The following is a 25688-nucleotide window of genomic DNA, read 5'->3' as shown; positions in this document are numbered from 1 at the left end:
GTCATTTTTTTATTATACACGATATGTTGGAAAAAAGTAATCATTCCTTGTTTAAAATCGACAAAAATATTGAGAAAAAATCTTTTTAGTGTGTCAAAAAATCCTAATTTGTGTTATAATACATTTTATGTTAAACGCATTGCATATGCAGTGCAATACTATCATAGAAAGAGGGGCACATAAGATGGGTTTAATGACATTTAAAGGTGGCGTCCATCCTTTCGAAGGAAAGGATTTATCAAAAGATAAGCCAATACGTGAATTATTACCCAAAGGTGAACTGGTATATCCGTTATCGCAGCATATTGGAGCACCGGCAACACCAATCGTAGCGGTAGGAGATTCCGTTTTGAAAGGGCAGAAGATAGCAGAAGCAGGCGGCTTCGTATCTGCACCAATCCATGCGTCCGTATCCGGAACTGTTAAGAAAATTGAGCCAAGAAGAGTTCCAACAGGTGATATGGTGAACTCCATTGTAATTGAAAGCGATGGTGAATTTAAGGAGGTAGAGTATCAGGCAGTAGAAGACGTCAGTGCTCTTTCCAAAGAAGAAATTATTAACCGTATAAAAGAAGCGGGAGTTGTTGGTATGGGTGGAGCAGGATTCCCAACCCACGTAAAATTATCTCCGAAGGAACCGGAAAAAATCGACTATATTATTGCCAACTGTGCAGAGTGTGAACCATATCTGACATCTGATTACCGCATCATGTTAGACCACACGGAAGAACTGGTAGAAGGCATGCGTATCATTCTCAGTATGTTTGAACATGCCAAGGGTGTATTTGCAGTCGAGAATAATAAACCGGATTGTATCGCAAAATTATTAGAATTAACGAAAGATGAGCCTCGTATGGAGGTCGCACCTCTTATGACAAAATATCCACAGGGTGGTGAACGTCAGCTTATTTATGCAGTAACCAAACGTGCAATTAATTCCAAGATGCTTCCGGCAGATGCAGGATGTATCGTAGATAATGTTGCAACCATGGTTGCCGTATACCATGCAGTAAAAGAAGGAAAACCTGTTACAAGCAGAATCTTTACAGTTACTGGTGATGCAGTAGAAGAGCCGGGTAACTTTGAGTTCTTAATCGGAACCAGTTTCCAGGAGCTTTTAGATGCTGCCGGTGGATTTAAAGAGCAGCCGGAGAAAATTATTTCCGGTGGACCAATGATGGGCTTTTCCATGTTCGGATTAGATGTGCCGACAACCAAGACTACCTCAGCACTCCTTTGTATGACCAAAGATGAAGTGGCAGAAGCAGATGCAGATGCAACAGCATGCATCAATTGTGGCCGTTGCGTAGAAGCATGTCCGGAACAGATTGTTCCATCCAGATTATCTAAATTCTCAGAGCATGGAGATATGGCAGGATTTGAAAAATGGCACGGTCTTGAGTGCGTGGAATGTGGAAGCTGCAGTTTTATCTGCCCGGCAAAACGTCCGTTAGCACAGCTTATTAAGACAATGAAAAAACAGGTTCTTGCTGAAAAGAAAAAAAATAAATAACAAAGAAAGAGGTGGACTATTGTGAGTGAGTTATATCATGTATCATCATCACCACATGTACGAGCCAAAGATACAACAAGCAGAATCATGCTTTATGTAATTATAGCTCTGCTTCCAACAAGTATATTTGGTATTGTTAATTTTGGATATAAAGCAGCAGTATTGATTTTGGTATCTGTTGCAAGCTGTATTGCATCAGAGTGGATTTTCAATCTGATTGTACATAAGAAGAATACCGTCAGTGATTTAAGTGCGGTAGTTACCGGACTGTTACTTGCATTAAACCTGCCGGCATCCCTTCCATGGTGGGAAGCTGTAATCGGCAGTGTATTTGCAATCGTTATTGTTAAAATGATGTTTGGCGGACTGGGACAGAACTTTATGAACCCGGCACTGGGTGCAAGATGCTTTTTACTGATAGCATTTGCCGCAGACATGACAAACTTTACCGTAGATGGATATTCAGGAGCAACTCCACTGGCTCTGATCAGAGAACAGGGCGTTGGAGCTGTTAATACCATGAATATGTTAATTGGTAAGACCGCCGGAACCATCGGAGAGACATCCGCTATTGCTATCTTAATTGGAGCAATGTTCTTAATCCTGATGGGTGTCATTACACTTCGGATTCCGGGAACCTATATCATTACATTTGTAATATTTATCAGCCTGTTCGGCGGACATGGCTTTGACATCGACTATATCGTTGCTGAGCTTTGTGGTGGTGGATTAATGCTTGGTGCATTCTTTATGGCAACCGACTATGTAACATCACCGATCACACCGAAGGGACAGATTTTATATGGAATTCTTTTAGGTATTCTTACCGGATTATTCCGTATCTTTGGAGCAAACGCAGAAGGTGTATCCTTTGCAATTATTTTAAGCAACCTTCTGGTTCCAATGATTGAAAAGATTACAATTCCAAAGGCCTTTGGACAGGTAAAGGAGGCAAAGCAGCATGAATAAGAAGATTGTACATGACGCGTTGATTTTAACCGTATTTACCGTAGTAATCGGATTTATTCTCGGACTGGTATATGAGATAACCAAGGATCCGATTGCAAAGGCAGAAGAGGCAACTGCACAGGCTGCATACAAGGCAGTGTTTGAAGATGCAGATTCTTTTTCCACCTATGATTTTGATGCAGAAGCCGCAGCCAGCCTGTTAGAGCAGAATGGTTACAGTGATGAAATCAATGGTGTGCAGGAAGCATTAGATAAAGATGGCAATGTATTAGGCTATGTGATTACTGTAACAGCTAAAGACGGAAGCCAGGGTAATATCACATTTTCTGTTGGCATAAAGAATGATGGAACCGTAAACGGCTATTCCGTTACCAGTATGTCAGAGACACCTGGACTTGGAGACAAGGCAAAGACAGAAGACTTCTCCAAACAGTATAAGAATAAGAATGTAGACAGCTTTACCGTTGTGAAACAGGCACCATCTGCTGATAACGAGATTGAAGCAATTTCCGGTGCAACCATTACATCAAAAGCAATGACCAATGGTGTAAATGCCTGCATTATATACTTCCAGAATGAATTGGAAGGAGGCGCTGAATAATGAATAAGTATTTAGAACGCGTATATAACGGATTGATTAAAGAAAATCCTACCTTTGTACTGATGCTTGGTATGTGTCCGACACTGGCAGTAACAACATCAGCAATGAATGCACTGGGAATGGGATTATCTACAACAGTGGTATTGATTTTCTCTAACCTGTTGATTTCCTTATTCCGTAAAGCAATTCCAAATGGTGTCAGAATGCCGGCATACATTGTTATCGTAGCATCTTTGGTAACCATTGTAGAATTTATTATGAAGGCTTATACACCGGCACTGGCTAAACAGCTTGGTGTATATATCCCTCTTATTGTTGTTAACTGTATTATCCTTGGACGAGCAGAAAGCTATGCATCTAAAAATCCACCTGTATTGTCTATCTTAGACGGTGTTGGTATGGGACTTGGATTTACCTTCGGATTAACCTGTATCGGTATTGTCCGTGAGATTTTAGGTGCAGGACAGTTGTTTGGATTCCAGATTCTTTCACTGAAATGGTATACACCAATCAATATCTTTGTTATGGCACCGGGTGCATTCTTGGTACTGGCATTCTTAGTTGCTTTAATGAGTATTGTTCGTCAGAAGATGGAAGCAAAAGGCAAACCACTGGCAGAGCCTGCCGGCTGTATCAGTGGAGACTGTGCCGGATGCAGCATGTCTGCAACCTGCAGCGAAAAAGAGAAGAAAGCTGCAGATGCAGAGGAAAAAAGTGAATAGGAGGAATATGACAGATGCAGACATTATTATTGATTGCAATTGGTTCAGCCATTGTAAATAACGTAGTATTAAGCCAGTTCCTTGGTATCTGTCCTTTCTTGGGTGTATCAAAGAAAACAGAGACCGCTGCTGGAATGGGTGGAGCCGTTATCTTTGTCATAACGATATCCTCCTTTGTTACCTCATTGATTTATAAGTTTATACTGATTCCGACGGGAACACAGTATTTACAGACGATTGTATTTATCCTTGTAATCGCAGCGCTGGTACAGTTTGTAGAAATGTTCTTAAAGAAATCCATGCCTGCTCTTTATAAGAGCCTTGGAGTGTATCTTCCTTTGATTACAACCAACTGTGCAGTATTAGGTGTAGCACTTACCAACGTAACCAAAGAGTATGGTATCTTAGAGGGCGTTGTAAACGGTTTTGCAACCGCATTTGGATTCTTTATTGCTATTACAATTATGGCAGGAATTCGTGAAAAAATTGAATATAATGATATCCCTAAGCCATTTAAAGGAACAGCAATTGTGTTAATTACAGCATGTCTGATGTCCATTGCATTTATGGGCTTCTCAGGAATGATTTAGGAGGAAAGAAAAGATGAGTGTACAGGCAATTATTATTGCAGCCGTTATTGTAGGCGGCGTAGGACTTTTTATTGGATTTTTCCTCGGCGTTTCCGGAGAAAAGTTCAAAGTAGAAGTAGATGAAAGGGAAGAAGCAATTGTTGGTGTTCTTCCTGGAAATAACTGTGGTGGTTGTGGTTATGCCGGATGTTCCGGTCTTGCAGCTGCTATTGTAAAAGGTGATGCCCCGGTCAATGGATGTCCTGTTGGTGGTGCGCCGGTTGCAGCAAAAGTCGGTGAAATCATGGGAGTTGCTGCAGAAGAAGGCGCAAAGCAGGTTGCCTTTGTAAAATGTGCAGGAACCTGTGAAAAAGCCGGTCATGATTATGAATATACCGGAGTAGAAGATTGTGCTGCTATGGCATTTATTCCGGGCGGCGGAGCAAAGAGCTGTAGCTATGGCTGCCTTGGCTTTGGAAACTGTGTAAAGGCATGTCCGTTTGATGCAATCCATGTTGTAGATGGTATTGCAAAGGTGGATAAGGAAGTATGTAAGGCATGTGGAAAATGTGTTGCAGCCTGTCCGAAGCACTTGATTGAGCTGGTACCATATGAAGCAAAGCATCTGGTACAGTGCAGTTCCAAGGATAAAGGCAAAGACGTTATGAAAGCCTGCTCCGTAGGTTGTATTGGCTGTCATCTCTGTGAGAAGAACTGTCCAAATGATGCAGTTCATGTCGTAGATAATGTGGCTTATATCGACCAGGAGAAATGTACCGGATGTGGCATTTGTGCCGAGAAATGTCCGAAGAAGATTATTTTATAATCGTTTCTGTGATAGAAAGAACGGGATTGTCATTGATTTGGCAGTCCCGTTTTGCGTAGTTGATGTTATATGAGGATTGGATATGAGAAAATTTAGAGAAAAGTATATTGGAAATAAAGATTTTTATAAAATGGTTCTGCTGGTAGCTATTCCAATTATGATACAGAATGCCATCACTAACTTTGTGAGTCTTTTGGACAATATCATGGTAGGACTGGTTGGAACGGAGCAGATGTCCGGTGTCGCAATCATCAATCAGTTGATGCTGGTTTACAATATCTGTATTTTTGGAGCAGTATCCGGTGCAGGCATTTTTGGGGCACAGTTTTATGGAAAAGGGGACCATAAAGGAGTGCGGGATGCCTTCCGTTTTAAAATTGTAGTCTGTGGTTTCTTAGCAGTCATATGGATGCTGATATTGGGCTTTGCAAATGAACCGTTAATTCGGCTGTTTTTGCATGAAGGAGGAAGCACGGGAGATATTGAAACTACATTATTGTATGCAAAACAGTATTTACAGACGGTAATGCCATCCATGGTTCCTTTTGCATTGATTCAGGCATATGCCCAGACATTACGTGAAACAGGAGAAACGGTTCTTCCGATGAAAGCTGGAATTGCTTCTGTAGCAGTAAATCTGATGTTTGACTATGTATTAATATTTGGTGCATTTGGACTGCCTGCATTAGGAGTAAGAGGTGCAGCGGCAGCAACCGTATTGGCAAGAGTTGTGGAATGCGTTATTGTTGTCTTGTGGACCCATGCGAGAGCAGATAAGAATCATTTTATTGTAGGAGCTTACCGTGATTTTAAAATACCGGGAACACTGGTACGACAGATTATCATAAAAGGAACACCATTGCTTTTAAATGAGACTTTATGGGCTGGAGGAATGGCAGTCCTGATGCAGTGTTATTCCACAAGAGGTCTTGCTGTTGTAGCTGGATTTAATATATCAAATACAGTAGCCAATCTTTTTAATGTTGTATTTATTGCGTTGGGAAGTGCGATATCCATCATTGTAGGACAGCAGCTTGGTGCTGGTAAATTGGAAGAGGCGGTGGATACGGACCGCAAGATGATTGTATTTTCTGTATTTTGTTGTTTTGTTATAGGAGCCTGCATGTTTGCGATTGCTCCGTTCTTTCCAAGAATATACAATACGACAGAAGAAGTACGTGGACTGGCAAAACAATTTATCCGGATTGCATCAGCCTGCATGCCGTTATATGGATTTATGCATGCAACCTATTTCACACTGCGTTCCGGTGGCAGGACAGTCATTACCTTTCTTTTTGACAGTGTCTATATCTGGGTGGTAGATATTCCACTGGCATTTGTGTTAACCAGATTTACAGGAGTTCCAATCGTATCTATTTATTTATCCTGTCAGTTGATAGAGATTATAAAATGCATCATCGGATATGTTATGGTAAAGAAGAAAATCTGGGTCAACAATATGGTTATGGAGCAGCAATAGGATTATGTTTACATTTCATGAAATGGAATATTGCTGCCGATGCCGGAAGTGGTATGAAGTTCGTAATCGTCGGTGATAAAAATGGCTTCCGTGTCATCCAAGGATTCTATCAGCTTCATGCCGTCCTCTAATCCTAAAGCAAAACAGGTGGTGGAAAGTCCGTCACCATCTACGGATTTCGGACAGATAATGGTGACACCCAGCAGGTTATTGTCATAAGGATAACCGGTTTTCGGATTTAAAATGTGGTGATAGAAGTTATCACCCACATAGAAATAACGTTCATAAACACCGGAACTTACTACCGTTTCATCAGAGACTTCAACACTGGCAATGGCAGTGCCGTCATCGGAAAATGGTTTCTGGATACCGATATTATAGTTGCTTCCATCTGGTTTATCACCCAGCGTAAGGACATTGCCTCCAAGGTTAATCATGCCGGAGGTAATGTCTTTTTCATTTAAATAATCTTTCATTTTATCAGCAATATAACCTTTGGCGATGCCTCCCAAGTCAATCATGGCATCCGGATTGGAAAGACTAACTTCGTTTCCATTAATAACAATCGCATGATAGTCGATGGTGGAAAGTGTGGCTTCAATATCAGATTCAGATGGAACCGTACCGCTGTTATTTGGAAAGTCCCAGAGGGAAGACAATTTACCAATGGTGATATCAAACTGTCCCAGGCTTAAATCACCATAATAAATACCTTTTTGTAATAATTCAATCGTATCATCATCCACAGTAACCGGTGTGCCGCCGGCATTGTTTATTTTACTGATATCGCTGTCTGCGATGGTATTGCTGAAAAGGTTCTCATAATGGGAAGCAAGCTTGAAGCAGTCATCAATATAAGAAGCATTTTCTTCTCCATATAGTGTAATGGTAATGACTGTATTAAAATAAAAATCAGATTTGGAAACAGGTTCTTTGCTGCGTCCGCATCCCACGAAGGAGAAGGAGCAGAAGAAGAGAAAGAAAGCAAGTAAACTGCAGGTTAATTTATAAGAAAATATCATCTTTTTTGTTTTCATCATGTATACTCCGGTTCTTTTAAAATCATATAGCACAAGCATAGCACAAGGAAGATAAAATTTACAGATGATTTTTTTCGAAAGGTATGATAAAGTATAAAATGTATGCATATTAATAAAAATTATAACCGGCATTCAGATAGTGAATATGCCGTAGATGATTAAGAGGCGGAAAAATGGATACACAGTTGCGTGAAACATTAAAGAATAAGAAGCGTGTAATTGTAAAAATCGGTTCTTCATCTCTTTTACATGAAGAGACCGGAAAATTAAATCTTTTAAAACTGGAACGTTTGGTAAGAGAATTATGTGATATTAAGAATCAGGGCATGGATGTATGTCTGGTCAGCTCCGGGGCTATTGCAGTAGGAAGACAGTCCATGGGATTCAAAGAAAGACCGGAGAAAATAGCTGTAAAACAGGCATGTGCGGCAGTGGGACAGGCGAGACTTATGATGACTTATCAAAAGCTTTTTTCAGAGTACCACCAGAATGTGGGACAGGTTCTTATGACAAAAAAAACTATGGTTGATAACGTGTCGAGAAAAAATGCCCAGAATACTTTTGAAGAATTGTTTGAAATGGGAATTATACCAATTGTAAATGAAAATGATACCGTATCTACTTATGAAATGCAGTTTGGTGATAACGATTCCCTGTCGGCTATTGTAGCCTCATTGGTAGGAGCAGATTTGTTGATTCTTTTATCTGATATTGACGGGTTGTATACGGATGATCCGAGAAAGAATCCAAAAGCCGAATTGATACCGGTAGTAGAAAAAATTGATAATCGGATTGAAAACATGGCAGGAGATACAGTAGGTAGTGATGTTGGTACCGGTGGAATGACCACCAAATTAACGGCAGCAAGGATTGCAACCTTATCCGGAGCAGATATGATTATTGCCAATGCAAAGGATGTGGGAGTTCTGCATCAGATTTTCGAAGGAAAACAGGTGGGAACCTTTTTCAAAGCCAATAAAAATGATGATTTCTATATTGCAGATTATGTAGAAGAAAGCATGGAGTAAAAAGATGATTGAAAATATAATAGCAAGAATCAATGAATTATATCATAAATCCCAGAAAGAAGGACTGACACCGGAAGAAAAGGAAGAACAGGCAGCACTTCGCAAGGAATACATAGCAAGTGTAAAGCGGAATCTGAAGGGACAGTTAGATAATATTGATATGGTAAATGCAGATGGAACGGTAACCAATCTGGGAGAAAAATATGGAAACAAAGGCAAGCATCAGAACTAAGTATAAGACACTGCGAAATGCAATGCCGGATAATATTGTAAGAGAAGAATCCCAAAGGATTTGTCAGAATATCAGTACCTGGGAAATCTTTCAGAAAGCACAAAATTGTTTCTTTTATTATCCCCTTGGGAAAGAAGCTTCTTTATTGCCGCTTTTTAAAGAAAGCATTCAAAAAAGAGCAGCTTTCCCCCGGGTGCGTGGAGAAGAAATGGACTTTTGTGAAGTCAATAGTACAGATGATTTTCAGGAAGGGTATTTTCATGTGATGGAGCCAAAGGATGAGATACCGGCGATAGATTTAGTAGAACTTGAGCAGGAGAAAACAATTGTATTCACACCGGGACTGGTCTTTGATATTAACGGTGGAAGAAGCGGATATGGTAAGGGCTTTTATGATCGTTTTTTTCAGAAATATAAGAAAGTAATCCGGGTTGGAATTGCATTATCCTGTCAGTTGGCTGGGCAGGTGCCCATGGAGACCCATGATATTCCGATGGATTATCTTGTAACACCGGAGAAGATTTATAAAGTAACGGATAACAGAGACGAAAATAAGTAGAAGGAGGAAAATATGGAATTACAGGAATTAGGTAAGAGAGCAAAAGCAGCAGAAGTCATCATGCGGAATATGGGCATGAAAGAAAAAGAAAAGATTTTGCTTGAAGTTGCAGAACATTTAGTAGAAGATAGCGATGCTATTTTAGCAGCAAACCAGAAGGATATGGATGTAGGAAGAGAAGCCGGAATGCATCAGGGACTTTTAGACCGTCTGATGTTAAATAAAGAGCGTATTGCACAGATGGCAGAAGGAATCCGCCAGGTAGCAGAATTAGAAGATCCGGTAGGAGAAGTCCTTTCCATGAAACAGCGCCCGAATGGACTTATGATTGGAAAGAAGCGTGTACCATTAGGTGTCATTGGAATTATTTATGAATCACGTCCAAATGTAACAGCAGATGCCTTTGCTTTGTGCTTTAAAACTGGAAATACCGTGATTTTAAAAGGTGGAAGTGATGCCATTCATTCCAATATGGCAATCGTAAAGAGCATCAATGAAACTTTAAGTAATAACCAGCTGCCGGAAGGAGTGCTTTCTTTAATCGAAGATACCAGCCGGGAAACTGCTACTGCATTTATGAAAATGAATGAGTATGTGGATGTACTGATTCCAAGAGGTGGCTCAGGACTGATTCGTGCTGTGGTAGCAAATGCTACAATTCCGGTGATTGAGACCGGTACCGGTAACTGCCACATTTATGTGGATGAAACCGCAGACCTTGATATGGCGGTGAATATCATTAATAATGCCAAAACACAGCGCATCGGTGTATGCAATGCCTGTGAATCTTTAGTGCTGCATGAGAGCATCGTAGATGAACTGATGCCACGCCTTTCTGCAAAATTATCCGAAAGCCATGTAGAAATCCGTGGGGATGAGCGGGTTCAGAAAGCTACAAAAGATGCAGTGGCTGCAACAGAAAAAGACTGGGGCACCGAATATTTGGATTATATTATTTCTGCAAAGACAGTTTCAGATATTGATGAAGCCATTACACATATCAATAAATATAATACCGGACATTCGGAAGCAATCATTACCAATAATTATGAGCATGCGCAGAAGTTCTTAAATGAGATTGATGCTGCTGCTGTTTATGTGAATGCATCCACACGTTTTACCGACGGATTTGAGTTTGGCTTTGGGGCAGAAATCGGAATCAGTACCCAGAAGCTGCATGCCAGAGGACCGATGGGCTTAGAAGCACTGACGACCACCAAATATATCATTTATGGGGATGGCCAGATCAGAGAATAATAAGAAAAATATTAAGAAAACAGGAAAAGAAATGAGAGAAATAGAAAAGATAAATCACACCGGTGAAGTTCCGGTAATGGAACCGCAGAGACAATTTTATTTTATGGACCTTGCAAAGCAGTATGTGACGCAGATTTCCAGGAAGAAAGGCAGACCGCTTACCTTTCATGTGACAACTTTTGGGTGCCAGATGAATGCCAGAGATTCCGAAAAGTTATGCGGAATTTTAGAGACCGTAGGTTTTGAAGAGACCGATTCCGAGGAAGCAGATTTTGTCATTTATAATACCTGTACCGTACGTGAAAATGCCAACAATAAGGTTTACGGACGTCTGGGATATTTAAGCGGTTTTAAGAAAAAGAATAAAGATATGATGATTGCATTATGCGGCTGTATGATGCAGGAACCGGAGGTTGTGGAAAAATTAAAACAGAGCTATCGTTTTGTAGACCTGATTTTCGGAACCCATAATATCTTTAAATTTGCAGAACTTCTGGTACGCTGCTTTGAAGAGCAGAAAATGGTGATTGACATCTGGGATGATACGAAAGAAATTGTAGAAGAACTTCCGGTAGAGCGGAAATACAGCTTTAAGTCCGGTGTTAATATTATGTTTGGCTGCAATAATTTCTGCAGTTACTGTATTGTGCCATATGTAAGAGGAAGAGAACGCAGCAGAAAACCGCAGGATATCATAAGAGAAATTGAAAAATTGGTAGCAGATGGTGTAGTAGAAGTTATGCTCTTAGGACAGAATGTCAATTCCTATGGAAAGAACTTAGATACACCAGTGACCTTTGCACAGCTCTTACAGGAAGTAGAAAAGATTGAAGGTCTGGAAAGAATCCGGTTCATGACATCCCATCCAAAGGATTTATCCGATGAACTGATTGAAGTAATGAAGAATTCCAAGAAAATCTGCAGACATCTTCATCTGCCGCTTCAGTCCGGCAGCAGCAGAGTGTTAAAAGAAATGAACCGTCACTATGACAAGGAGCATTATCTTGCACTGGTTGAAAAAATCAAAAAAGCAATGCCGGATCTGGCAATTACAACCGACATTATTGTAGGATTCCCGGGAGAAACCGAAGAAGATTTCTTAGAGACCATGGATGTGGTAAGACAGGTAGAGTATGACAGCGCGTTTACGTTTATTTATTCAAAACGTACCGGAACGCCTGCTGCCAAAATGGAAAATCAGATTCCGGAAGATGTGATAAAAGACCGTTTTGACCGGCTGTTAAAACTGGTACAGGAGATTTCCGCAAAGAAAGCCGGAGCATTAACCGGAAGCGTGCAGGATGTATTAGTTGAAGAATTAGATGAACAGCAGGAAGGTCTTGTGACCGGAAGATTATCCAATAACTCAGTGGTACATCTGCCGGGTGATGCATCCATGATTGGAACCATCGTACCGGTACATTTAAAAGAATGCAAAGGCTTTTATTATATGGGAGAGGTTGCAGAGTAAATGAACCGTCGTTTTGGAAAAAATGATATCCTGTTGCTGGGAATGCTTGCAGTAGTTATTTTAGTTTTCTATGTAGGAATGACCTCTGCATTACAAAGCGGTGACAGTATTATCATTACGGTAAATGGCAGTGAATATGGCAGATATTCCCTGTCAGAAAATAAAGAGATTCCAATTAAAATAGATGGAAAAGTTACCAATATCGTAACGATTGAAAATGGGACTGCCTATATGCTTGAGGCGGACTGCCCGGATCAGTTGTGTATGCATCAGAACGCAATTTCCAAAGATAAAGAATCCATTATCTGTCTGCCAAACCGGGTTGTAGTAACCGTAGAAAGTGAGCAGAAAAATACATTGGATGATGTGGCAGGGTAGGTGAAAGCATGAAGAAAAGTGTAGCATATCTTGGCGTGTTTTTGGCACTGGCCATGATATTAAGTTATGTGGAAGCAATATTGCCCTTTGCCATTGGAATACCGGGAGTAAAGCTTGGACTTGCCAACCTTGTTACGGTGTTGATGCTGTATCTGATTGGCTGGAGAGAGGCTCTTTGTGTATCGGTGCTTCGTATTGTGCTTACCGGAATTTTATTTGGAAATTTGGTCAGCATCTGTTATGGACTTGCCGGCGGATTATTAAGCTTTGTACTTATGTTTATTCTGATTCGGATAAACCGTTTTCATGTAGTTACAGTCAGTATCTGTGGCGGAATCATACATAATATGGGTCAGCTTATCGTAGCAGGATTTCTGGTAAGTTCATACCATGTCATTTACTATATGCCGGTTTTATTGATTGCAGGCTTTGTGACGGGTGCCCTGATTGGAATTGTGGCAAAGGAAGTAGGAGGAAGATTATGTATTCATATATCAAAGGCGAATTATCCGAAATAGTGGCAGAGAATCATATTGTCGTTGAAAATGGCGGAATCGGCTATAATATTTATATTCCGGGACAGGTATTATCTCTGCTACCGGGAGTTGGCGAAGAAGTAAAAATCTATACTTATCTTTGTGTCAGAGAGGATGCATTTATTTTATATGGCTTTCTTACCAGAGATGATTTGAATGTATTTAAATTGCTGATTGGTGTATCCGGAATCGGACCAAAGGGTGCACTGGCAATTCTTTCTGTCATGTCAACGGATGATTTGCGTTTTGCAGTATTGTCTGATGATGCAAAAGCAATTGCAAAAGCTCCAGGTGTTGGAAATAAGACGGCACAGCGGTTGATTATAGAATTAAAAGACAAGCTTAGTTTAGAGGATGCCTTTGAACAGAAATTAAGCCATACACAGGAAGCTGTTTCTGGTAACGGCTTAAAAGGAATCCGCAATGAAGCAGTAGAGGCACTGGTTTCACTGGGTTATTCTTCCACAGAGGCTTTGAAGGTTCTTCGTGATATTGAAATTACGGAAGACAGTTCGGTAGAAGATATTTTAAAACTGGCATTGAAGCAGATGGCATTCTTATAAGAGGAGCAGAAAATGGAAAAACGTGTAATTTCAACGCAGATGCAGGATGAAGATATCAAAATCGAAAAAACACTGCGTCCGATGACCTTGGATGAATATATTGGTCAGGAGAAAGCAAAAGCAAATCTTAAAGTGTATATAGAGGCTGCAAAACAGCGTGGAGAGTCCTTAGACCATGTATTGTTTTATGGTCCTCCGGGACTTGGTAAGACTACTCTTGCCGGCATTATTGCCAATGAAATGGGTGTACATATGAAAGTCACTTCCGGTCCGGCAATTGGAAAGCCGGGAGAAATGGCAGCTATTTTAAGTAATCTTGCAGAAGGTGACATTTTATTTGTAGATGAGATTCATCGTCTGAACCGGCAGGTAGAGGAAGTATTATATCCTGCCATGGAGGATTATGTCATTGACATTATGGTGGGAAAAGGCGCAACTGCCCGTTCAATCCGCCTTGATTTACCGCATTTTACGCTGGTTGGTGCCACTACCAGAGCCGGACTTTTATCGGCACCCTTAAGAGACCGTTTTGGAGTGGTTCATCATCTTGAATTTTATAATGTGGAGGAGCTTAAGACAATTATTGTCCATTCCGCAAAAAAGTTAGAGGTAAAGATTGATGAGGAAGGTGCAATCGAATTGGCACGCCGTTCCAGAGGAACGCCGCGTCTTGCCAACCGCCTTTTAAAGAGGGTGCGTGATTTTGCACAGGTGCAGTACAATGGTGAAATTACCAAAGAAGTAGCATCCTTTGCACTGGATTTACTGGAAGTAGACAAGATGGGATTAGACCAGAATGACAGGAACATTTTGCTTACGATTATTGAAAAATTCCAGGGTGGTCCGGTAGGGCTGGATACCCTTGCGGCAGCGATTGGGGAAGATGCCGGAACCATAGAGGATGTTTATGAACCATATCTTGTAAAGAATGGATTTATCAACCGGACACCAAAGGGAAGGGTCGCAACAGAATTTGCATATCATCACTTTGGAATAGAGGGCTAAGAAAATAGTTGTTTTTCGACAGATTTATAGCTATAATATGCTATATGTAGTAGTCAGAGAATATTTTTAGGCAGATACGCAGAGAGGAAATGAAAATGGCAGCAAAAAATAATACAGAAGTGATTATTGATGGAAAAGTATATACTTTAAGTGGATATGAGAGTCAGGAGTATTTACAGAAGGTAGCAACTTATATCAATGATAAGATTGCAGAATTTAAAATGCTGGATGAATATAAGAGAATTCCAAGTGATATGCGTTCCACATTGCTGGCATTGAACATTGCAGATGATTACTTCAAAGCGAAAAATCAGGTTGAAAAATTAGAGCAGGATTTAGAGGTAAAAGACCGTGAAATCTATGATTTAAAGCATGAACTGATTTCCAACCAGATCCGCATGGAAAGTGATGCCAAGTCATTAAAGGATCTGGAAAAAGAAAATAAAGAGCTGCTTTTAAATAAGACCAGATTAGAAGCAACCTTAGAAGATGCTTTACTTGGTAAAGTAGATAAACTTGAAAAACCGGAAAAAACTGAAAAACCAGAGGAAAAGAAAACAGACCATACGGAAGAAAAGAAAGAGGAAAAGCCTTCCGGAAAGAAAGTGTAATAGAGAATAAAAACTATGAAAGGGGGCAGACATTTATCTGTCCCTTTTGTTGCCATAGGAGATGAGGAAAGATGAAAGAGTTAGAACTTTTAGCACCGGCAGGTTCCTTGAAAACATTAAAGGCAGTCATTCATGCCGGAGCAGATGCCGTATATCTTGGCGGAAGTATGTTCGGTGCAAGAGCATATGCCAATAATTTTAACGAAGAAGAATTATTAGAAGCAATCCGTTTCGGACATATTCATGGACGCAAAATTATTCTTGCGGTGAATACTCTGTTAAAAGAATATGAATTAGGACAGCTCTATGATTATCTGCACCCTTATTATGAAGCGGGATTAGATGCTGTCATCGTGCAGGATATGGGCGTTATGGAGTTTATCAAAACTCATTTTCCAAATCTTCCGATACATACCAGTACCCAGATGACCATTACCAATGTAGAGGGAGCCAGGCTTTTAAAGGAACAGGGTGTAGAGCGTGTGGTGACAGCGAGAGAAATGTCCTTAGAAGAAATTCAAAGAATCCATGATGAAGTAGGCGTGGAACTGGAAAGCTTTATTCATGGCGCATTGTGTTACTGTTATTCCGGACAGTGCCTTTTCAGCAGTATCATCGGCGGAAGAAGCGGAAACCGTGGCAGATGTGCACAGCCATGCCGCCTTTCCTATGAAGTATTGCAGGGAGAAAAAAGTCTTACCGGACATCATGCAACACCGATTCTGAGCCTTAAGGATATGTGTACACTGCCATTTTTGTATGAACTGGCAGACCATGGGGTATATTCCTTTAAGATAGAAGGACGGATGAAGACACCGGAGTATGCTGCCGGTGTAGTAAGTATTTACCGGAAATATATGGATTCCTATCTGGATGGAAGCCGTATCCCAGTGGAAAAAAAGGATATCAGGGCACTTTTAGAGCTTGGAAACCGAGGTGGCTTTACCAACGGATATTACTATCATCATAATGACAGTGATATGCTAAGCGGAGAGAGTGCTTCCCATAATAAGAGCGAAGGTGTTCTTCAGGATAACATCCGTAGAGAATATGTAGACACCGAATTAAAAGAAAAGATTAAAGGAAAGTTAATATTAAATAAACAATGCCCTGCTAAGATAGAAGTGCAACATGGAAAAATAAAAGTTTCTTATCAGGGAGATATGGTTCTTGTAGCACAGAATCGTCCGTTGACGGAAGAAGTTGTAACAGAAAAGATTACAAAGACCGGAAATACACCATTTGTTTTTGAAAATCTTGAAGTTACAATGGATGATGATATTTTTATGCCGGTAAACCAGTTGAACCAGCTGCGAAGAGGTGCATTGGAAGCATTAGAAGAAGCGTTGTTGAAACCTTATGAAAGAACGTTTCCAGAATTGGTGGAAACTTCTTCCGCTGAAACAGATAGGCAGACAACAGGAAATGCCATAAAAGAAAAGCAGATTTCCGGACAGTCATTATCACAGGCTTCTGGACAACAATCCGCTGGTTCATCCACAGAAGTCCGGGTACTGATTGAAGACGCAGAACAGCTTCCGGCAGTATTAAAAGCCGATTTCGTGGATACGGTTTATCTTGATTGTATGTTGTATACAAGAGAAAATCTGATCCGCAAGTTAAGTGAGGATATAGACAGGGTACATGCATCCGGTAAGAAAGCATTTTATGTATTCCCGTTTATTTTCCGGCAGCAGACCAGTCTTTTTTATGAAAAAATCATGCCGGAGCTAAAAAAGCTTCCATTAGATGGTATTATGGTGCGGAGTCTTGATGAGATTGCGTTTATAAAGGAATGGGGCAATGAAAACTGGCAGATGGTATCCGACAGTAATTTATATACCTATTCCAATGAAGCAGCAGAATATTTTTATCATCTTGGAATGATGCAGGATACAATTCCGGTGGAATTGAACCGGAAGGAGATTTTAAGAAGAGAAAACAGCCGGTCTGAAATGATTATCTATGGCAGACTTCCGCTTATGATAACGGCACAGTGTATTCATAAGAACACGTTGGGCTGTATGCATCAGCCCAACGTGCTGACCTTAAAAGACCGTTATTCGGTACATTTTCCGGTGAAAAATTTCTGCCCGGAATGTTATAATGTAATTTATAATTCGCTTCCGGTCTGCCTCTTTAAGGAAGACGCAACCGTGAAAAAGATTGCACCGGCTGCCGTGAGACTTTCCTTTACGATAGAGACGGAAGAAGAGACAGAACAGATTTTAACAATTTATGGCGATATTTATAAAAATGGTGGCATTTTGGGGCAGCTGCCAATGGAATGCACCAATGGTCATTTTAAACGAGGCGTAGAATAAAGCAGAGGTATTTATGGTTCATTTAATTGTGGAGTTATCAAAATATGCATTGATTATTCTGTTTTCCGTGTATACATATGAATGTTTTGCGGTATTCCGGAATATATCAGAACGAAAACAGGAAAAGAAATTTAAACGGCAGGCAAGGATTTTGTATGTGATTCATTTTACGGCATATTTAGTCATATTTGCGGTGACAGAGGATGCATATACTTTTATTTTTTATCTGGCGCAGATAATTCTTCTTGTTGTGGTGCGGAATGTGTACAAATTATGTTATCCGAAGGCTTCGAGACTTTTAGCCAATAATATGTGTATGCTTATGATTATCGGGTTTATTATTCTGACCCGCCTGAACTTTGGACATGCTATCAAACAGTTTGCAATTGCAGCAGTATCCTGTGTGATTTCCCTTGTGATTCCGGTGATGATACGGAGGATGGGATTTTTCCGGAATCTTACCTGGATTTATGCGGCAATCGGTATTGTGGGACTTGGTATTGTATGTATCGCAGGAAGCACCAGCTATGGAGCAAAGATTTCCTTTACCATAGCAGGAATTACGGTACAGCCGTCCGAATTTATTAAGATTCTTTTTGTGTTTTTTGTGGCTGCCATGTATCATAAATCAACGGAATTCCGTCAGGTGGTAATTACCACTTTGATTGCAGCACTGCATGTATTGATTCTGGTATTATCCCGGGATTTAGGTGGCGCATTGATTTTCTTTGTGGCTTATATGGCAATGCTTTATGTGGCAACGAGAAAACCACTCTATTTTGCCGGTGGACTGCTGGCGGGAAGTGTAGCGGCAGTAATTGCCTATAAATTATTTAATCATGTCAGAGTCCGTGTGGTGGCATGGAAAACACCTCTAAAAGTAATTGACAAAGAGGGCTATCAGATCTGCCAGTCACTTTTTGCAATCGGGACCGGAGGCTTCTTCGGTCTGGGGTTATATCAGGGCATGCCAAATAAAATACCGGTAGTAGAACAGGATTTTATTTTCGCAGCAATTTCAGAAGAACTGGGTGGAATGTTTGCCCTGTGTCTGATTCTGGTCTGTGTAAGCTGTTTCCTGATGTTTTTAAATATTGCCATGCAGTTAAAGGATTCCTTTTATAAGCTGGTGGCACTTGGACTTGGAACGATTTACGGATTTCAGGTATTCTTAACCATTGGCGGAGTTACAAAATTTATTCCATCCACCGGAGTAACCCTTCCGTTAGTCAGCTATGGAGGTAGTTCCATGTTAAGTACATTGATTATATTTGGCATTATTCAGGGATTATATATTTTGCGGGAAGACGAAGGAGTGTCACATTATGAAAAAGGAGAATATAAATCAGCAGAAAAGAAAGCAAAATCAGGATTCGAAACAGAAGTCAGGGACCTCAGTTAGTAAGAATAAAGAATTTGCAGTGATTACCTATCTTTTCCTTGCTATTTTTATCTGCCTGATGGGATATATGGTATATTTTCAGATGGTAAAAAGCGAAGATTTTATCAATAGTCCATATAATAGCAGGCAGGATACTTTTGCAGACCGTGTGGTCAGAGGAAAGATTATGTCAGCAGATGGCAAAGTTTTAGCCGAGACCGTAGTGGATGCTGCCGGTAATGAAACCAGAAAATATCCTTATGGTAATATGTATGCGCATGTGGTCGGGTTTTCCACCAATGGAAAGTCCGGTATTGAATCCAATATGAACTTTAATCTTTTACGTTCCCATTCTTTTGTATTAGAGCGTATGTTTAACGAGATTAAAGATGAAAAAAGCATGGGAGACAATGTGGTTACCACGTTGGATTCCACTTTGCAGGAAACTGCATATCAGGCATTGGGCAATTATGATGGTGCAGTCGTTGTGATGGAGCCTTCCACCGGAAAAGTGCTTGCCATGGTGTCCAAACCGGATTTTGACCCGAATACTATTGCGGCAGACTGGGATTCCATTATTTCAGAAGATAATAATAACTCGGTTCTTTTAAACCGGGCGACCCAGGGATTATATCCGCCTGGCTCTACTTTTAAAATAATTACAACTTTAGAATATATCCGCGAAAATCCGGATTATGAGAAGTACAGCTATAGCTGTAACGGAAGTATTACAGAGAATGATTTTACAATACACTGTTATAATAATGCCGTGCATGGAACGCAGGATTTGAAGCAGTCCTTTGCAAATTCCTGTAATTCATCTTATGCCAATATCGGATTATCTTTGGACACAGATTCTCTTTCGGACCTTTGTTCAGATTTGATGTTTGATAAGACACTGCCGGGAAACTTTGAAACAAGTAAAAGTCAGTTTAAATTAACAGATGAATCCCCGGAAAGTATGAAAATGCAGACGGCAATCGGACAGGGAGAGACGCTGGTAACACCACTCCATATGTTATTGATTACCAGTGCAATTGCCAACGATGGAATTCTGATGAAACCTTATGTGGTAGACCATACGGAAAATGAAAATGGTATAGAAGTAAAGAAATATGAGCCGGCTGCAAGCAAGCAGCTTCTTTCGGAAAAAGAAGCAAAGACCATGCAGGAATTTATGGCAGGTGTAGTTGCAGATGGTACTGCATCCAAGTTAAATGGGCAGAGTTATACTGCATACGGCAAGACTGGCTCCGCAGAGTTTAATAACAATAAGGGAGAAAGCCATTCCTGGTTTGTTGGATATGCACACCGGGAGGATAAGGAAGATATTGCAGTTGTTGTAATTGCAGAAGGTGCAGGTGCAGGCAGTACCGTTGCAGTTCCAGCAGCAAAACAGGTTTTTGATGTATATTACAGATAAATGAAAACAGATAGGATGACATGTTGCGTCAGGAATCATCCGGGACTTCTGAAATGGATTGTTGCATCCTTATGAAAAAAGGGGTATACTGTTTGTTAAACAAAAGGTAGTGACCACATCAGGAGGTATTGCAATGATTGAAGCAACAAGTTGTGGTGGTGTGGTAATATTTCGGGGTAAGGTGCTTGTCCTTTATAAGAATTATAAGAATAAGTACGAAGGCTGGGTGCTTCCAAAGGGAACAGTAGAACCCGGGGAAGAATTCAAAGATACCGCAGCAAGAGAGGTATTGGAGGAAACGGGCGTAGATGCATCCATAATCAAATATGTCGGGAAGAGCCAGTATAGCTTTACTGTGCCAGAAGATACGGTGGAGAAACAGGTACATTGGTATCTGATGATGGCAGACAGTTATTACAGTAAGCCACAACGTGAAGAGTTCTTTGTAGATTCCGGATATTATAAATATCATGAAGCCTATCATCTTTTAAAATTTGCCAATGAGAAGCAGATTTTGGAAAAAGCTTATAATGAATATCTGGATTTGAAAAAGTGTAATCTGTGGGGAACCCACAAATATTATTAGAGCAGCCATCTGACTGCTTTTTTAAATCAGATATGAGGTGTAGCATGCATTGGTATTCTAATTTATATCTGGGAGAAAGGCTGAAAAATCAGGAAGCAAAGGTAAAAAGCAGAGTGGAGCGGAATGTGCCACAGCCGTCGCTTTATCTTCTGACCCTTCCGTCAAATGAAGAGAATCTTCTGGATATTATACCGGCAACAGATTTATTACAAAAGGCATATCCGAAGAAAGAACTTTTTATTATCGGTCTGGAAAGAGGATATGACGCAGCATTAGAGATGTCAGCAGCAATTGTGAATGATATTTATCATAAAACAGGAACATTTGAAGTGCGTAAATTTGTACTGAAACAGCAGACTCGTAAAAATACTGAAATGGAGACATGAGGATGACAGTGCTGTTATCTATTTTGAAAATCCTGGGCATAATATTATTATGCATATTAGGTTTACTGGTTTTACTTATCATGCTTTTGCTGTTTGCTCCGGTATCTTACCGGATTCGTGGAGAGACAAGGCAGGGACAGACTACGTTAAAAGTGCATGGAGCATGGTGTCTTATGGCTTTGCGTTTTTCCTTTCTAATGGAGCAGGGAAAGCGGCTTGCAGTTTTAAAGATTTTTGGCATAAAAGCATGGAAGTATCCATCGGATGAAAAATCCAAAAAGAAATTAGAGAAAAAGAAAGTAAAGAAAAAGCAGAAAAAGAAATCCGGGGAAAAATCCCATAAGGAACCGGAAAAAGACTTAGTGCAGAAACGTCAGAAGCCGGAAGAACAAATAGCACCGGCGATTGAAAAAAAGATAGATGTAACGGGGCTGGAAGAACAGAATCCACCGGCTGAAGTGCAAGAAGAACAGACGGAAAAACAGTATGAACAGAAACACCATAAGAAGACATATAAGAAAAAGTTTGTTTTCGCATTTGGTAAAATCAGCAAGACAATACGCTCGATAGTAGAAAAGATAAAAGCAATTCCGCAGAAATTAAAAAATATCGGCAGTAAAATAAAAAAAGTGAATCAGTGGATACAGGATGAGCAGAATAGAAGTGCCGTCCGGTTTGTCCTGGGTGATGTAATAGGGCTGTTAAAAAAATACGGACCAAAGCATATGAAGGCAGATGTTGCTTATGGTATGGAAGATCCGGCAGCCACAGGACAGGTTTTAGCAGTGCTCAGCGTATTACCATTTTTATATTATGATAAGGTATCTATTATGCCGGATTTTGAGGCAGAACGTTTTTATATCGAAGGCAGCTGGGATATAAGGGGACGGATACAGGTGATTCATTTATTAAAGGCTGCAATTCAAATCTGGAGAAATCCGGATGTGAAACACTTTATAAAGCAATTTTAACAGAATCAATATGAAGTAGAATCAGGAGGAATTATTATGTCAGACAGTAATAACACATTTCGCAATACGGTAGAATCTTTATTCAAAGGAATGGACAGCTTCATTACAACCAAGACGGTTGTAGGAGATGCCATTCATATCGGAGATACCATCATTCTTCCATTAGTGGATGTATCCTTTGGTGTAGGCGCAGGTGCATTTTCACAGGAGAAGAAGAACAACGGAGCAGGAGGAATGGGTGGAAAGATTACACCGAGTGCGGTTCTTGTCATTCAGAATGGCACCACCAAGCTTGTAAATATTAAGAATCAGGATGGTGTGACCAAAATTCTTGATATGGTACCAGATTTCGTAAATAAGTTCGCATCCAGGGGAAAGAAGGATGAGGCAGCAACTGCAAAGTTAGATGAAGAATCCAAGAAAGCAGCAGAGTCTGAGATGAATGAAATTTTATCTGATGCAGTAAATAAGGATGAAGAATAAGAACAGTATAGAATAGTAACAGAAGAACGTACAGCGTGCTAAGTGAAAAAGAAGGGCATATACTATAATGGTATATGTCTTTTTGATTGGAGAAAAAACATGAAACGCTTGATGGGGTATTCCTTTTTCATGGTGGGATTTGGCATGTTTTTTATGTTTATTATTCCAAGTGACGTGATTGGGATTATTATTATATTGATATTGCTGTTGATAGGGTATAATCTTTTCTGCTGTAAGTAATAGGAAAGCAATTTCCTGTAAAGTAAAAAAAGGACTGTCCAAAAGGACAGTCCAGATAGAAAATGCTAATTAAGCTCTTTCAACGGATCCGGATCTTAAACAGGAAGTACATACGTACATTCTTTTTGGAGTTCCGTTTACTTTACATTTTACAGATTTGATGTTTGATTTCCACATTCTATTAGATCTTCTATGAGAATGGCTCACATTGTTACCGAAATGAGCGCCTTTTCCACAAACTGCACATTTTGCCATGATAGCACCTCCTTTAAATTCTTCACTAAGCCTGTTATGACACAAGCTCACAACAAAGCTATCTTAACAGAAATACAGACAGAATGCAAGAAAAAAATTGCATTTTTTGAAAATAAAGAAAAATACTGTTTCTTTTTTCAGAAAAAGAGGTTATAATATAGTTCATGTTATGTATATACTGGCGGAAATGCGAGAAGATTAATTTTAATTGGAGGTTATAGAATGACAGGTAAAATGGAAAACGAATTAGGTAAAGTCGTAATTGATAATGAAGTAATTGCAACCTATGCCGGTTCTGTTGCAGTTGAGTGCTTTGGCATTGTGGGAATGGCTGCAGTTAATATGAAAGATGGCCTGGTTAAATTATTAAAGAGAGATTATCTGACACATGGTATAAATGTGGATGTGGATGAAAATAATAAAATTACAATTGATTTCCATGTAATTGTTGCCTATGGCGTAAGTATTGAGACAGTAGCAGACAATCTGATTCATACGGTAAAATATAAAGTGGAAGAGTTTACCGGAATGCAGATTAAGAAAGTCAACATTTTAGTTGAAGGCGTCAGAGTGATTGATTAAGGAGGAACTGTTGAAGTGGAAGTAAGTACAATAAACGCTGCGGTATTTGCTAAAATGTTTTTGGCCGGAGCAAAGAATCTCGAAGCAAAGAAAGAGTGGATTAACGAACTGAATGTTTTCCCTGTACCGGATGGAGATACAGGAACCAATATGTCTATGACAATTATGTCAGCAGCAAAGGCAGTAAGCGAGCTTGAAAATCCGACCATGAAGGAACTTGCAAAGGCAATTTCATCGGGTTCATTAAGAGGAGCAAGAGGAAACTCAGGAGTTATCCTTTCCCAGTTATTCCGTGGATTTACCAAGGTGATTGCAGAATATGATGAGCTTGATGTAGTGATTCTGACAGAAGCTATGCAGAAGGCTGTTGAGACTGCATATAAGGCAGTTATGAAACCAAAGGAAGGAACGATTCTTACTGTTGCTAAGGGGGCAGCCAACAAAGCATTAGAACTTTGTGATGATACCGATGATATTGTATTCTTTGTAGATGAAGTTATTAAAGAAGCAGACCATGTGTTAAGCAAGACACCGGATATGCTTCCTGTATTAAAACAGGCTGGCGTAGTAGATTCCGGCGGACAGGGACTGGTTCAGGTATTAAAGGGCGGTTATGATTCCCTGATTGGCAAAGAAATTGATTACAGCATTGAAGGTTCTGCAGCATCTGCAGGTGTTATGAAGATTACTGCTGAGACAGAAGCTGATATTAAGTTTGGTTATTGTACCGAATTTATCATTGTATTAAATCAGCCATTAACAGAGAAGCAGGAGCATGAATATAAAAACTTCTTAGAGTCCATTGGTGATTCTATCGTTGTTGTGGCAGATGATGAGATTGTGAAAACCCATGTACATACCAATGACCCTGGTCTTGCCATCCAGGAAGCATTGAAACATGGTTCATTAAGCAAAATCAAGATTGATAATATGCGTGAAGAGCATCAGGAAAAATTAATCAAGGATGCTGAGAAACTCGCAAAAGAGCAGAAAGAGGAAGAAACCCAAAAAGAAGAAAAGGCAGAGGAACCAAGAAAAGAAATGGGCTTCATTTCCGTATCCATTGGTGCCGGTGTCAATGAAATCTTCAACGGACTTGGCGTGGATTATATCATCGAAGGTGGTCAGACCATGAACCCAAGTACCGAGGATATGTTAAATGCCATCGACCATGTGAATGCAGATAACATCTTTATTCTTCCGAATAATAAGAATATTGTACTGGCTGCAAATCAGGCAGCATCTTTAGTAGAAGATAAGAAGATTATTGTTATTCCAACCAAGACAATTCCACAGGGAATTACAGCACTGATTAACTTTATTCCGGATCAGTCGGCAGAGGAAAATGCAGAGCGTATGACCGAGGAATTAGAAAATGTAAAGACCGGTCAGGTAACTTATGCAGTCCGTGATACCGTAATCGATGACAAAGAGATTAAACAGGGCGATTATATGGGAATTGGCGACAAGAGCATCCTTGCTGTTGGTAAGGATATCAAGAGCACTACAGAAGATATGGTTGCTGAGATGATAGATGAAGAATCTGCGATTATCTGTATCTATTATGGTGAAGAAGTAACAGAAGAAGATGCCAATGCATTAGGTGCTGCTTTAGAAGAGAAGTATCCGGAGGTAGAAGTGGAGATTCACTTTGGCGGACAGCCAATTTACTATTATGTAATATCAGTAGAGTAACA

Annotated in this window: 29 protein-coding genes; 27 read left to right on the top strand and 2 right to left on the bottom strand. The window is 40.1% G+C overall.

Features of this window, described 5'->3' with window-relative positions; genetic code table 11:
* Nucleotides 1-184 precede the first annotated feature (184 nt).
* The 7 genes from rsxC (at nt 185) to DWX65_RS01250 (ending at nt 6680) form a co-directional block, all read left to right on the top strand.
* Complete coding sequence (gene rsxC, locus DWX65_RS01280) at nt 185-1513, top strand: electron transport complex subunit RsxC (protein WP_117841014.1); 1329 nt, start codon at nt 185-187, stop codon at nt 1511-1513.
* Between the two features lie 21 nt (nt 1514-1534).
* Entirely contained in the window at nt 1535-2482 is a 948-nt protein-coding gene (locus DWX65_RS01275) for an RnfABCDGE type electron transport complex subunit D (protein WP_118172617.1), read from the top strand.
* Nucleotides 2475-3083 (top strand): RnfABCDGE type electron transport complex subunit G, encoded by a 609-nt coding sequence (locus DWX65_RS01270; protein ID WP_118172616.1) that lies wholly within the window; start codon nt 2475-2477, stop codon nt 3081-3083. The genes DWX65_RS01275 and DWX65_RS01270 overlap by 8 nt, the downstream gene beginning before the upstream one ends.
* Nucleotides 3083-3805, top strand: coding sequence for an electron transport complex subunit RsxE (gene rsxE / locus DWX65_RS01265; RefSeq protein WP_022243742.1), 723 nt, complete (start codon nt 3083-3085; stop codon nt 3803-3805). Before DWX65_RS01270 ends, rsxE begins: the two co-directional genes overlap by 1 nt.
* 14 nt (nt 3806-3819) lie before the next feature.
* Nucleotides 3820-4395 (top strand): electron transport complex subunit RsxA, encoded by a 576-nt coding sequence (gene rsxA, locus DWX65_RS01260; protein WP_022243743.1) that lies wholly within the window; start codon nt 3820-3822, stop codon nt 4393-4395.
* 13 nt (nt 4396-4408) lie between these two features.
* Entirely contained in the window at nt 4409-5200 is a 792-nt protein-coding gene (locus DWX65_RS01255) for an RnfABCDGE type electron transport complex subunit B (RefSeq protein WP_117698415.1), read from the top strand.
* An 82-nt stretch (nt 5201-5282) separates the two neighbouring features.
* On the top strand, nt 5283-6680 hold the full coding sequence (locus tag DWX65_RS01250) for an MATE family efflux transporter (RefSeq protein WP_118172615.1): 1398 nt from the start codon (nt 5283-5285) through the stop codon (nt 6678-6680).
* 8 nt (nt 6681-6688) lie between these two features.
* Here DWX65_RS01250 and DWX65_RS01245 read toward each other — a convergent pair whose 3' ends face one another.
* Entirely contained in the window at nt 6689-7720 is a 1032-nt protein-coding gene (locus DWX65_RS01245; protein WP_330414719.1) for an FAD:protein FMN transferase, read from the bottom strand.
* A 173-nt stretch (nt 7721-7893) separates the two neighbouring features.
* On the opposite strand from DWX65_RS01245, the gene proB reads away from it, so the two are divergent.
* The 18 genes from proB to DWX65_RS15095 all read left to right on the top strand — a co-directional run bounded on the left by proB (nt 7894) and on the right by DWX65_RS15095 (nt 23154).
* Nucleotides 7894-8748: a glutamate 5-kinase gene (gene proB / locus DWX65_RS01240; protein WP_117698413.1), complete on the top strand. Its 855-nt coding sequence runs from the start codon at nt 7894-7896 to the stop codon at nt 8746-8748.
* A gap of 4 nt (nt 8749-8752) precedes the next feature.
* Nucleotides 8753-8980: a DUF896 domain-containing protein gene (locus tag DWX65_RS01235; RefSeq protein ID WP_022243748.1), complete on the top strand. Its 228-nt coding sequence runs from the start codon at nt 8753-8755 to the stop codon at nt 8978-8980.
* Complete coding sequence (locus DWX65_RS01230; protein WP_118172614.1) at nt 8952-9539, top strand: 5-formyltetrahydrofolate cyclo-ligase; 588 nt, start codon at nt 8952-8954, stop codon at nt 9537-9539. Before DWX65_RS01235 ends, DWX65_RS01230 begins: the two co-directional genes overlap by 29 nt.
* A gap of 12 nt (nt 9540-9551) precedes the next feature.
* Entirely contained in the window at nt 9552-10796 is a 1245-nt protein-coding gene (locus tag DWX65_RS01225; protein WP_118172613.1) for a glutamate-5-semialdehyde dehydrogenase, read from the top strand.
* A gap of 31 nt (nt 10797-10827) precedes the next feature.
* Nucleotides 10828-12267, top strand: a complete 1440-nt coding sequence (miaB, locus tag DWX65_RS01220; protein ID WP_118172900.1) for a tRNA (N6-isopentenyl adenosine(37)-C2)-methylthiotransferase MiaB — start codon at nt 10828-10830, stop codon at nt 12265-12267.
* Nucleotides 12268-12645, top strand: coding sequence for a NusG domain II-containing protein (locus DWX65_RS01215; protein WP_118172612.1), 378 nt, complete (start codon nt 12268-12270; stop codon nt 12643-12645).
* Nucleotides 12646-12653: 8 nt separating this feature from the next.
* A complete protein-coding gene (locus tag DWX65_RS01210) occupies nt 12654-13163 on the top strand; it encodes a Gx transporter family protein (RefSeq protein ID WP_117841021.1) in 510 nt (169 codons plus the stop codon).
* A complete protein-coding gene (ruvA, locus tag DWX65_RS01205) occupies nt 13127-13744 on the top strand; it encodes a Holliday junction branch migration protein RuvA (protein ID WP_117841022.1) in 618 nt (205 codons plus the stop codon). Before DWX65_RS01210 ends, ruvA begins: the two co-directional genes overlap by 37 nt.
* Before the next feature lie 12 nt (nt 13745-13756).
* Nucleotides 13757-14749, top strand: a complete 993-nt coding sequence (ruvB, locus tag DWX65_RS01200; protein WP_022243755.1) for a Holliday junction branch migration DNA helicase RuvB — start codon at nt 13757-13759, stop codon at nt 14747-14749.
* A 95-nt stretch (nt 14750-14844) separates the two neighbouring features.
* Nucleotides 14845-15360, top strand: a complete 516-nt coding sequence (locus DWX65_RS01195; protein WP_118172611.1) for a cell division protein ZapA — start codon at nt 14845-14847, stop codon at nt 15358-15360.
* 71 nt (nt 15361-15431) lie between these two features.
* Nucleotides 15432-17684 (top strand): peptidase U32 family protein, encoded by a 2253-nt coding sequence (locus tag DWX65_RS01190; protein WP_118172610.1) that lies wholly within the window; start codon nt 15432-15434, stop codon nt 17682-17684.
* A gap of 13 nt (nt 17685-17697) precedes the next feature.
* Nucleotides 17698-19086 (top strand): FtsW/RodA/SpoVE family cell cycle protein, encoded by a 1389-nt coding sequence (locus tag DWX65_RS01185; RefSeq protein WP_118172609.1) that lies wholly within the window; start codon nt 17698-17700, stop codon nt 19084-19086.
* The gene (locus tag DWX65_RS01180; RefSeq protein WP_118172608.1) at nt 19010-20488 is read left to right on the top strand and encodes a peptidoglycan D,D-transpeptidase FtsI family protein; all 1479 of its coding nucleotides are present in this window, start codon (nt 19010-19012) and stop codon (nt 20486-20488) included. Before DWX65_RS01185 ends, DWX65_RS01180 begins: the two co-directional genes overlap by 77 nt.
* 133 nt (nt 20489-20621) lie before the next feature.
* A complete protein-coding gene (locus DWX65_RS01175; protein WP_022243760.1) occupies nt 20622-21074 on the top strand; it encodes an NUDIX hydrolase in 453 nt (150 codons plus the stop codon).
* A gap of 44 nt (nt 21075-21118) precedes the next feature.
* A complete protein-coding gene (locus tag DWX65_RS01170) occupies nt 21119-21460 on the top strand; it encodes a hypothetical protein (protein ID WP_118057432.1) in 342 nt (113 codons plus the stop codon).
* Nucleotides 21461-21462: 2 nt separating this feature from the next.
* A complete protein-coding gene (locus tag DWX65_RS01165; RefSeq protein WP_118172607.1) occupies nt 21463-22431 on the top strand; it encodes a DUF2953 domain-containing protein in 969 nt (322 codons plus the stop codon).
* Nucleotides 22432-22467: 36 nt separating this feature from the next.
* Nucleotides 22468-22914, top strand: a complete 447-nt coding sequence (locus tag DWX65_RS01160) for a GerW family sporulation protein (protein ID WP_022243763.1) — start codon at nt 22468-22470, stop codon at nt 22912-22914.
* Between the two features lie 99 nt (nt 22915-23013).
* Entirely contained in the window at nt 23014-23154 is a 141-nt protein-coding gene (locus DWX65_RS15095) for a hypothetical protein (RefSeq protein WP_199534326.1), read from the top strand.
* A 69-nt stretch (nt 23155-23223) separates the two neighbouring features.
* On the opposite strand, the gene rpmB is transcribed toward DWX65_RS15095, so the two are convergent.
* The gene (gene rpmB / locus DWX65_RS01155; protein ID WP_117698403.1) at nt 23224-23409 is read right to left on the bottom strand and encodes a 50S ribosomal protein L28; all 186 of its coding nucleotides are present in this window, start codon (nt 23407-23409) and stop codon (nt 23224-23226) included.
* A 222-nt stretch (nt 23410-23631) separates the two neighbouring features.
* Between rpmB and DWX65_RS01150 the strand changes: the two genes are divergently transcribed.
* Together DWX65_RS01150 and DWX65_RS01145 are read left to right on the top strand one after the other, a co-directional pair.
* The gene (locus DWX65_RS01150) at nt 23632-23991 is read left to right on the top strand and encodes an Asp23/Gls24 family envelope stress response protein (RefSeq protein WP_022243764.1); all 360 of its coding nucleotides are present in this window, start codon (nt 23632-23634) and stop codon (nt 23989-23991) included.
* 15 nt (nt 23992-24006) lie between these two features.
* Nucleotides 24007-25686: a DAK2 domain-containing protein gene (locus DWX65_RS01145; protein ID WP_118172606.1), complete on the top strand. Its 1680-nt coding sequence runs from the start codon at nt 24007-24009 to the stop codon at nt 25684-25686.
* Nucleotides 25687-25688: the final 2 nt, after the last annotated feature.

The organism is Roseburia sp. AF20-18LB, from assembly GCF_003461185.1.
In the GTDB taxonomy this organism is placed as follows: domain Bacteria; phylum Bacillota; class Clostridia; order Lachnospirales; family Lachnospiraceae; genus Roseburia_C; species Roseburia_C amylophila.
This window is presented reverse-complemented; position numbering and strand designations above follow the sequence as displayed.

Coding starts and splice junctions, on each gene's coding strand:
- DWX65_RS15095 (WP_199534326.1), top strand. CDS start 23,014: ATGAAACGCTTGATGGGGTATTCCTTTTTCATGGTGGGATTTGGCATG.
- DWX65_RS01210 (WP_117841021.1), top strand. CDS start 12,654: ATGAAGAAAAGTGTAGCATATCTTGGCGTGTTTTTGGCACTGGCCATG.
- rpmB (WP_117698403.1), bottom strand. CDS start 23,409: ATGGCAAAATGTGCAGTTTGTGGAAAAGGCGCTCATTTCGGTAACAAT.
- rsxC (WP_117841014.1), top strand. CDS start 185: ATGGGTTTAATGACATTTAAAGGTGGCGTCCATCCTTTCGAAGGAAAG.
- rsxE (WP_022243742.1), top strand. CDS start 3,083: ATGAATAAGTATTTAGAACGCGTATATAACGGATTGATTAAAGAAAAT.
- ruvB (WP_022243755.1), top strand. CDS start 13,757: ATGGAAAAACGTGTAATTTCAACGCAGATGCAGGATGAAGATATCAAA.
- proB (WP_117698413.1), top strand. CDS start 7,894: ATGGATACACAGTTGCGTGAAACATTAAAGAATAAGAAGCGTGTAATT.
- DWX65_RS01235 (WP_022243748.1), top strand. CDS start 8,753: ATGATTGAAAATATAATAGCAAGAATCAATGAATTATATCATAAATCC.
- DWX65_RS01255 (WP_117698415.1), top strand. CDS start 4,409: ATGAGTGTACAGGCAATTATTATTGCAGCCGTTATTGTAGGCGGCGTA.
- DWX65_RS01225 (WP_118172613.1), top strand. CDS start 9,552: ATGGAATTACAGGAATTAGGTAAGAGAGCAAAAGCAGCAGAAGTCATC.
- DWX65_RS01270 (WP_118172616.1), top strand. CDS start 2,475: ATGAATAAGAAGATTGTACATGACGCGTTGATTTTAACCGTATTTACC.
- miaB (WP_118172900.1), top strand. CDS start 10,828: ATGAGAGAAATAGAAAAGATAAATCACACCGGTGAAGTTCCGGTAATG.
- DWX65_RS01190 (WP_118172610.1), top strand. CDS start 15,432: ATGAAAGAGTTAGAACTTTTAGCACCGGCAGGTTCCTTGAAAACATTA.
- DWX65_RS01245 (WP_330414719.1), bottom strand. CDS start 7,720: ATGATGAAAACAAAAAAGATGATATTTTCTTATAAATTAACCTGCAGT.
- DWX65_RS01180 (WP_118172608.1), top strand. CDS start 19,010: ATGAAAAAGGAGAATATAAATCAGCAGAAAAGAAAGCAAAATCAGGAT.
- DWX65_RS01195 (WP_118172611.1), top strand. CDS start 14,845: ATGGCAGCAAAAAATAATACAGAAGTGATTATTGATGGAAAAGTATAT.
- ruvA (WP_117841022.1), top strand. CDS start 13,127: ATGTATTCATATATCAAAGGCGAATTATCCGAAATAGTGGCAGAGAAT.
- DWX65_RS01150 (WP_022243764.1), top strand. CDS start 23,632: ATGACAGGTAAAATGGAAAACGAATTAGGTAAAGTCGTAATTGATAAT.
- DWX65_RS01250 (WP_118172615.1), top strand. CDS start 5,283: ATGAGAAAATTTAGAGAAAAGTATATTGGAAATAAAGATTTTTATAAA.
- DWX65_RS01215 (WP_118172612.1), top strand. CDS start 12,268: ATGAACCGTCGTTTTGGAAAAAATGATATCCTGTTGCTGGGAATGCTT.
- DWX65_RS01160 (WP_022243763.1), top strand. CDS start 22,468: ATGTCAGACAGTAATAACACATTTCGCAATACGGTAGAATCTTTATTC.
- rsxA (WP_022243743.1), top strand. CDS start 3,820: ATGCAGACATTATTATTGATTGCAATTGGTTCAGCCATTGTAAATAAC.
- DWX65_RS01175 (WP_022243760.1), top strand. CDS start 20,622: ATGATTGAAGCAACAAGTTGTGGTGGTGTGGTAATATTTCGGGGTAAG.
- DWX65_RS01230 (WP_118172614.1), top strand. CDS start 8,952: ATGGAAACAAAGGCAAGCATCAGAACTAAGTATAAGACACTGCGAAAT.
- DWX65_RS01185 (WP_118172609.1), top strand. CDS start 17,698: ATGGTTCATTTAATTGTGGAGTTATCAAAATATGCATTGATTATTCTG.
- DWX65_RS01170 (WP_118057432.1), top strand. CDS start 21,119: ATGCATTGGTATTCTAATTTATATCTGGGAGAAAGGCTGAAAAATCAG.
- DWX65_RS01165 (WP_118172607.1), top strand. CDS start 21,463: ATGACAGTGCTGTTATCTATTTTGAAAATCCTGGGCATAATATTATTA.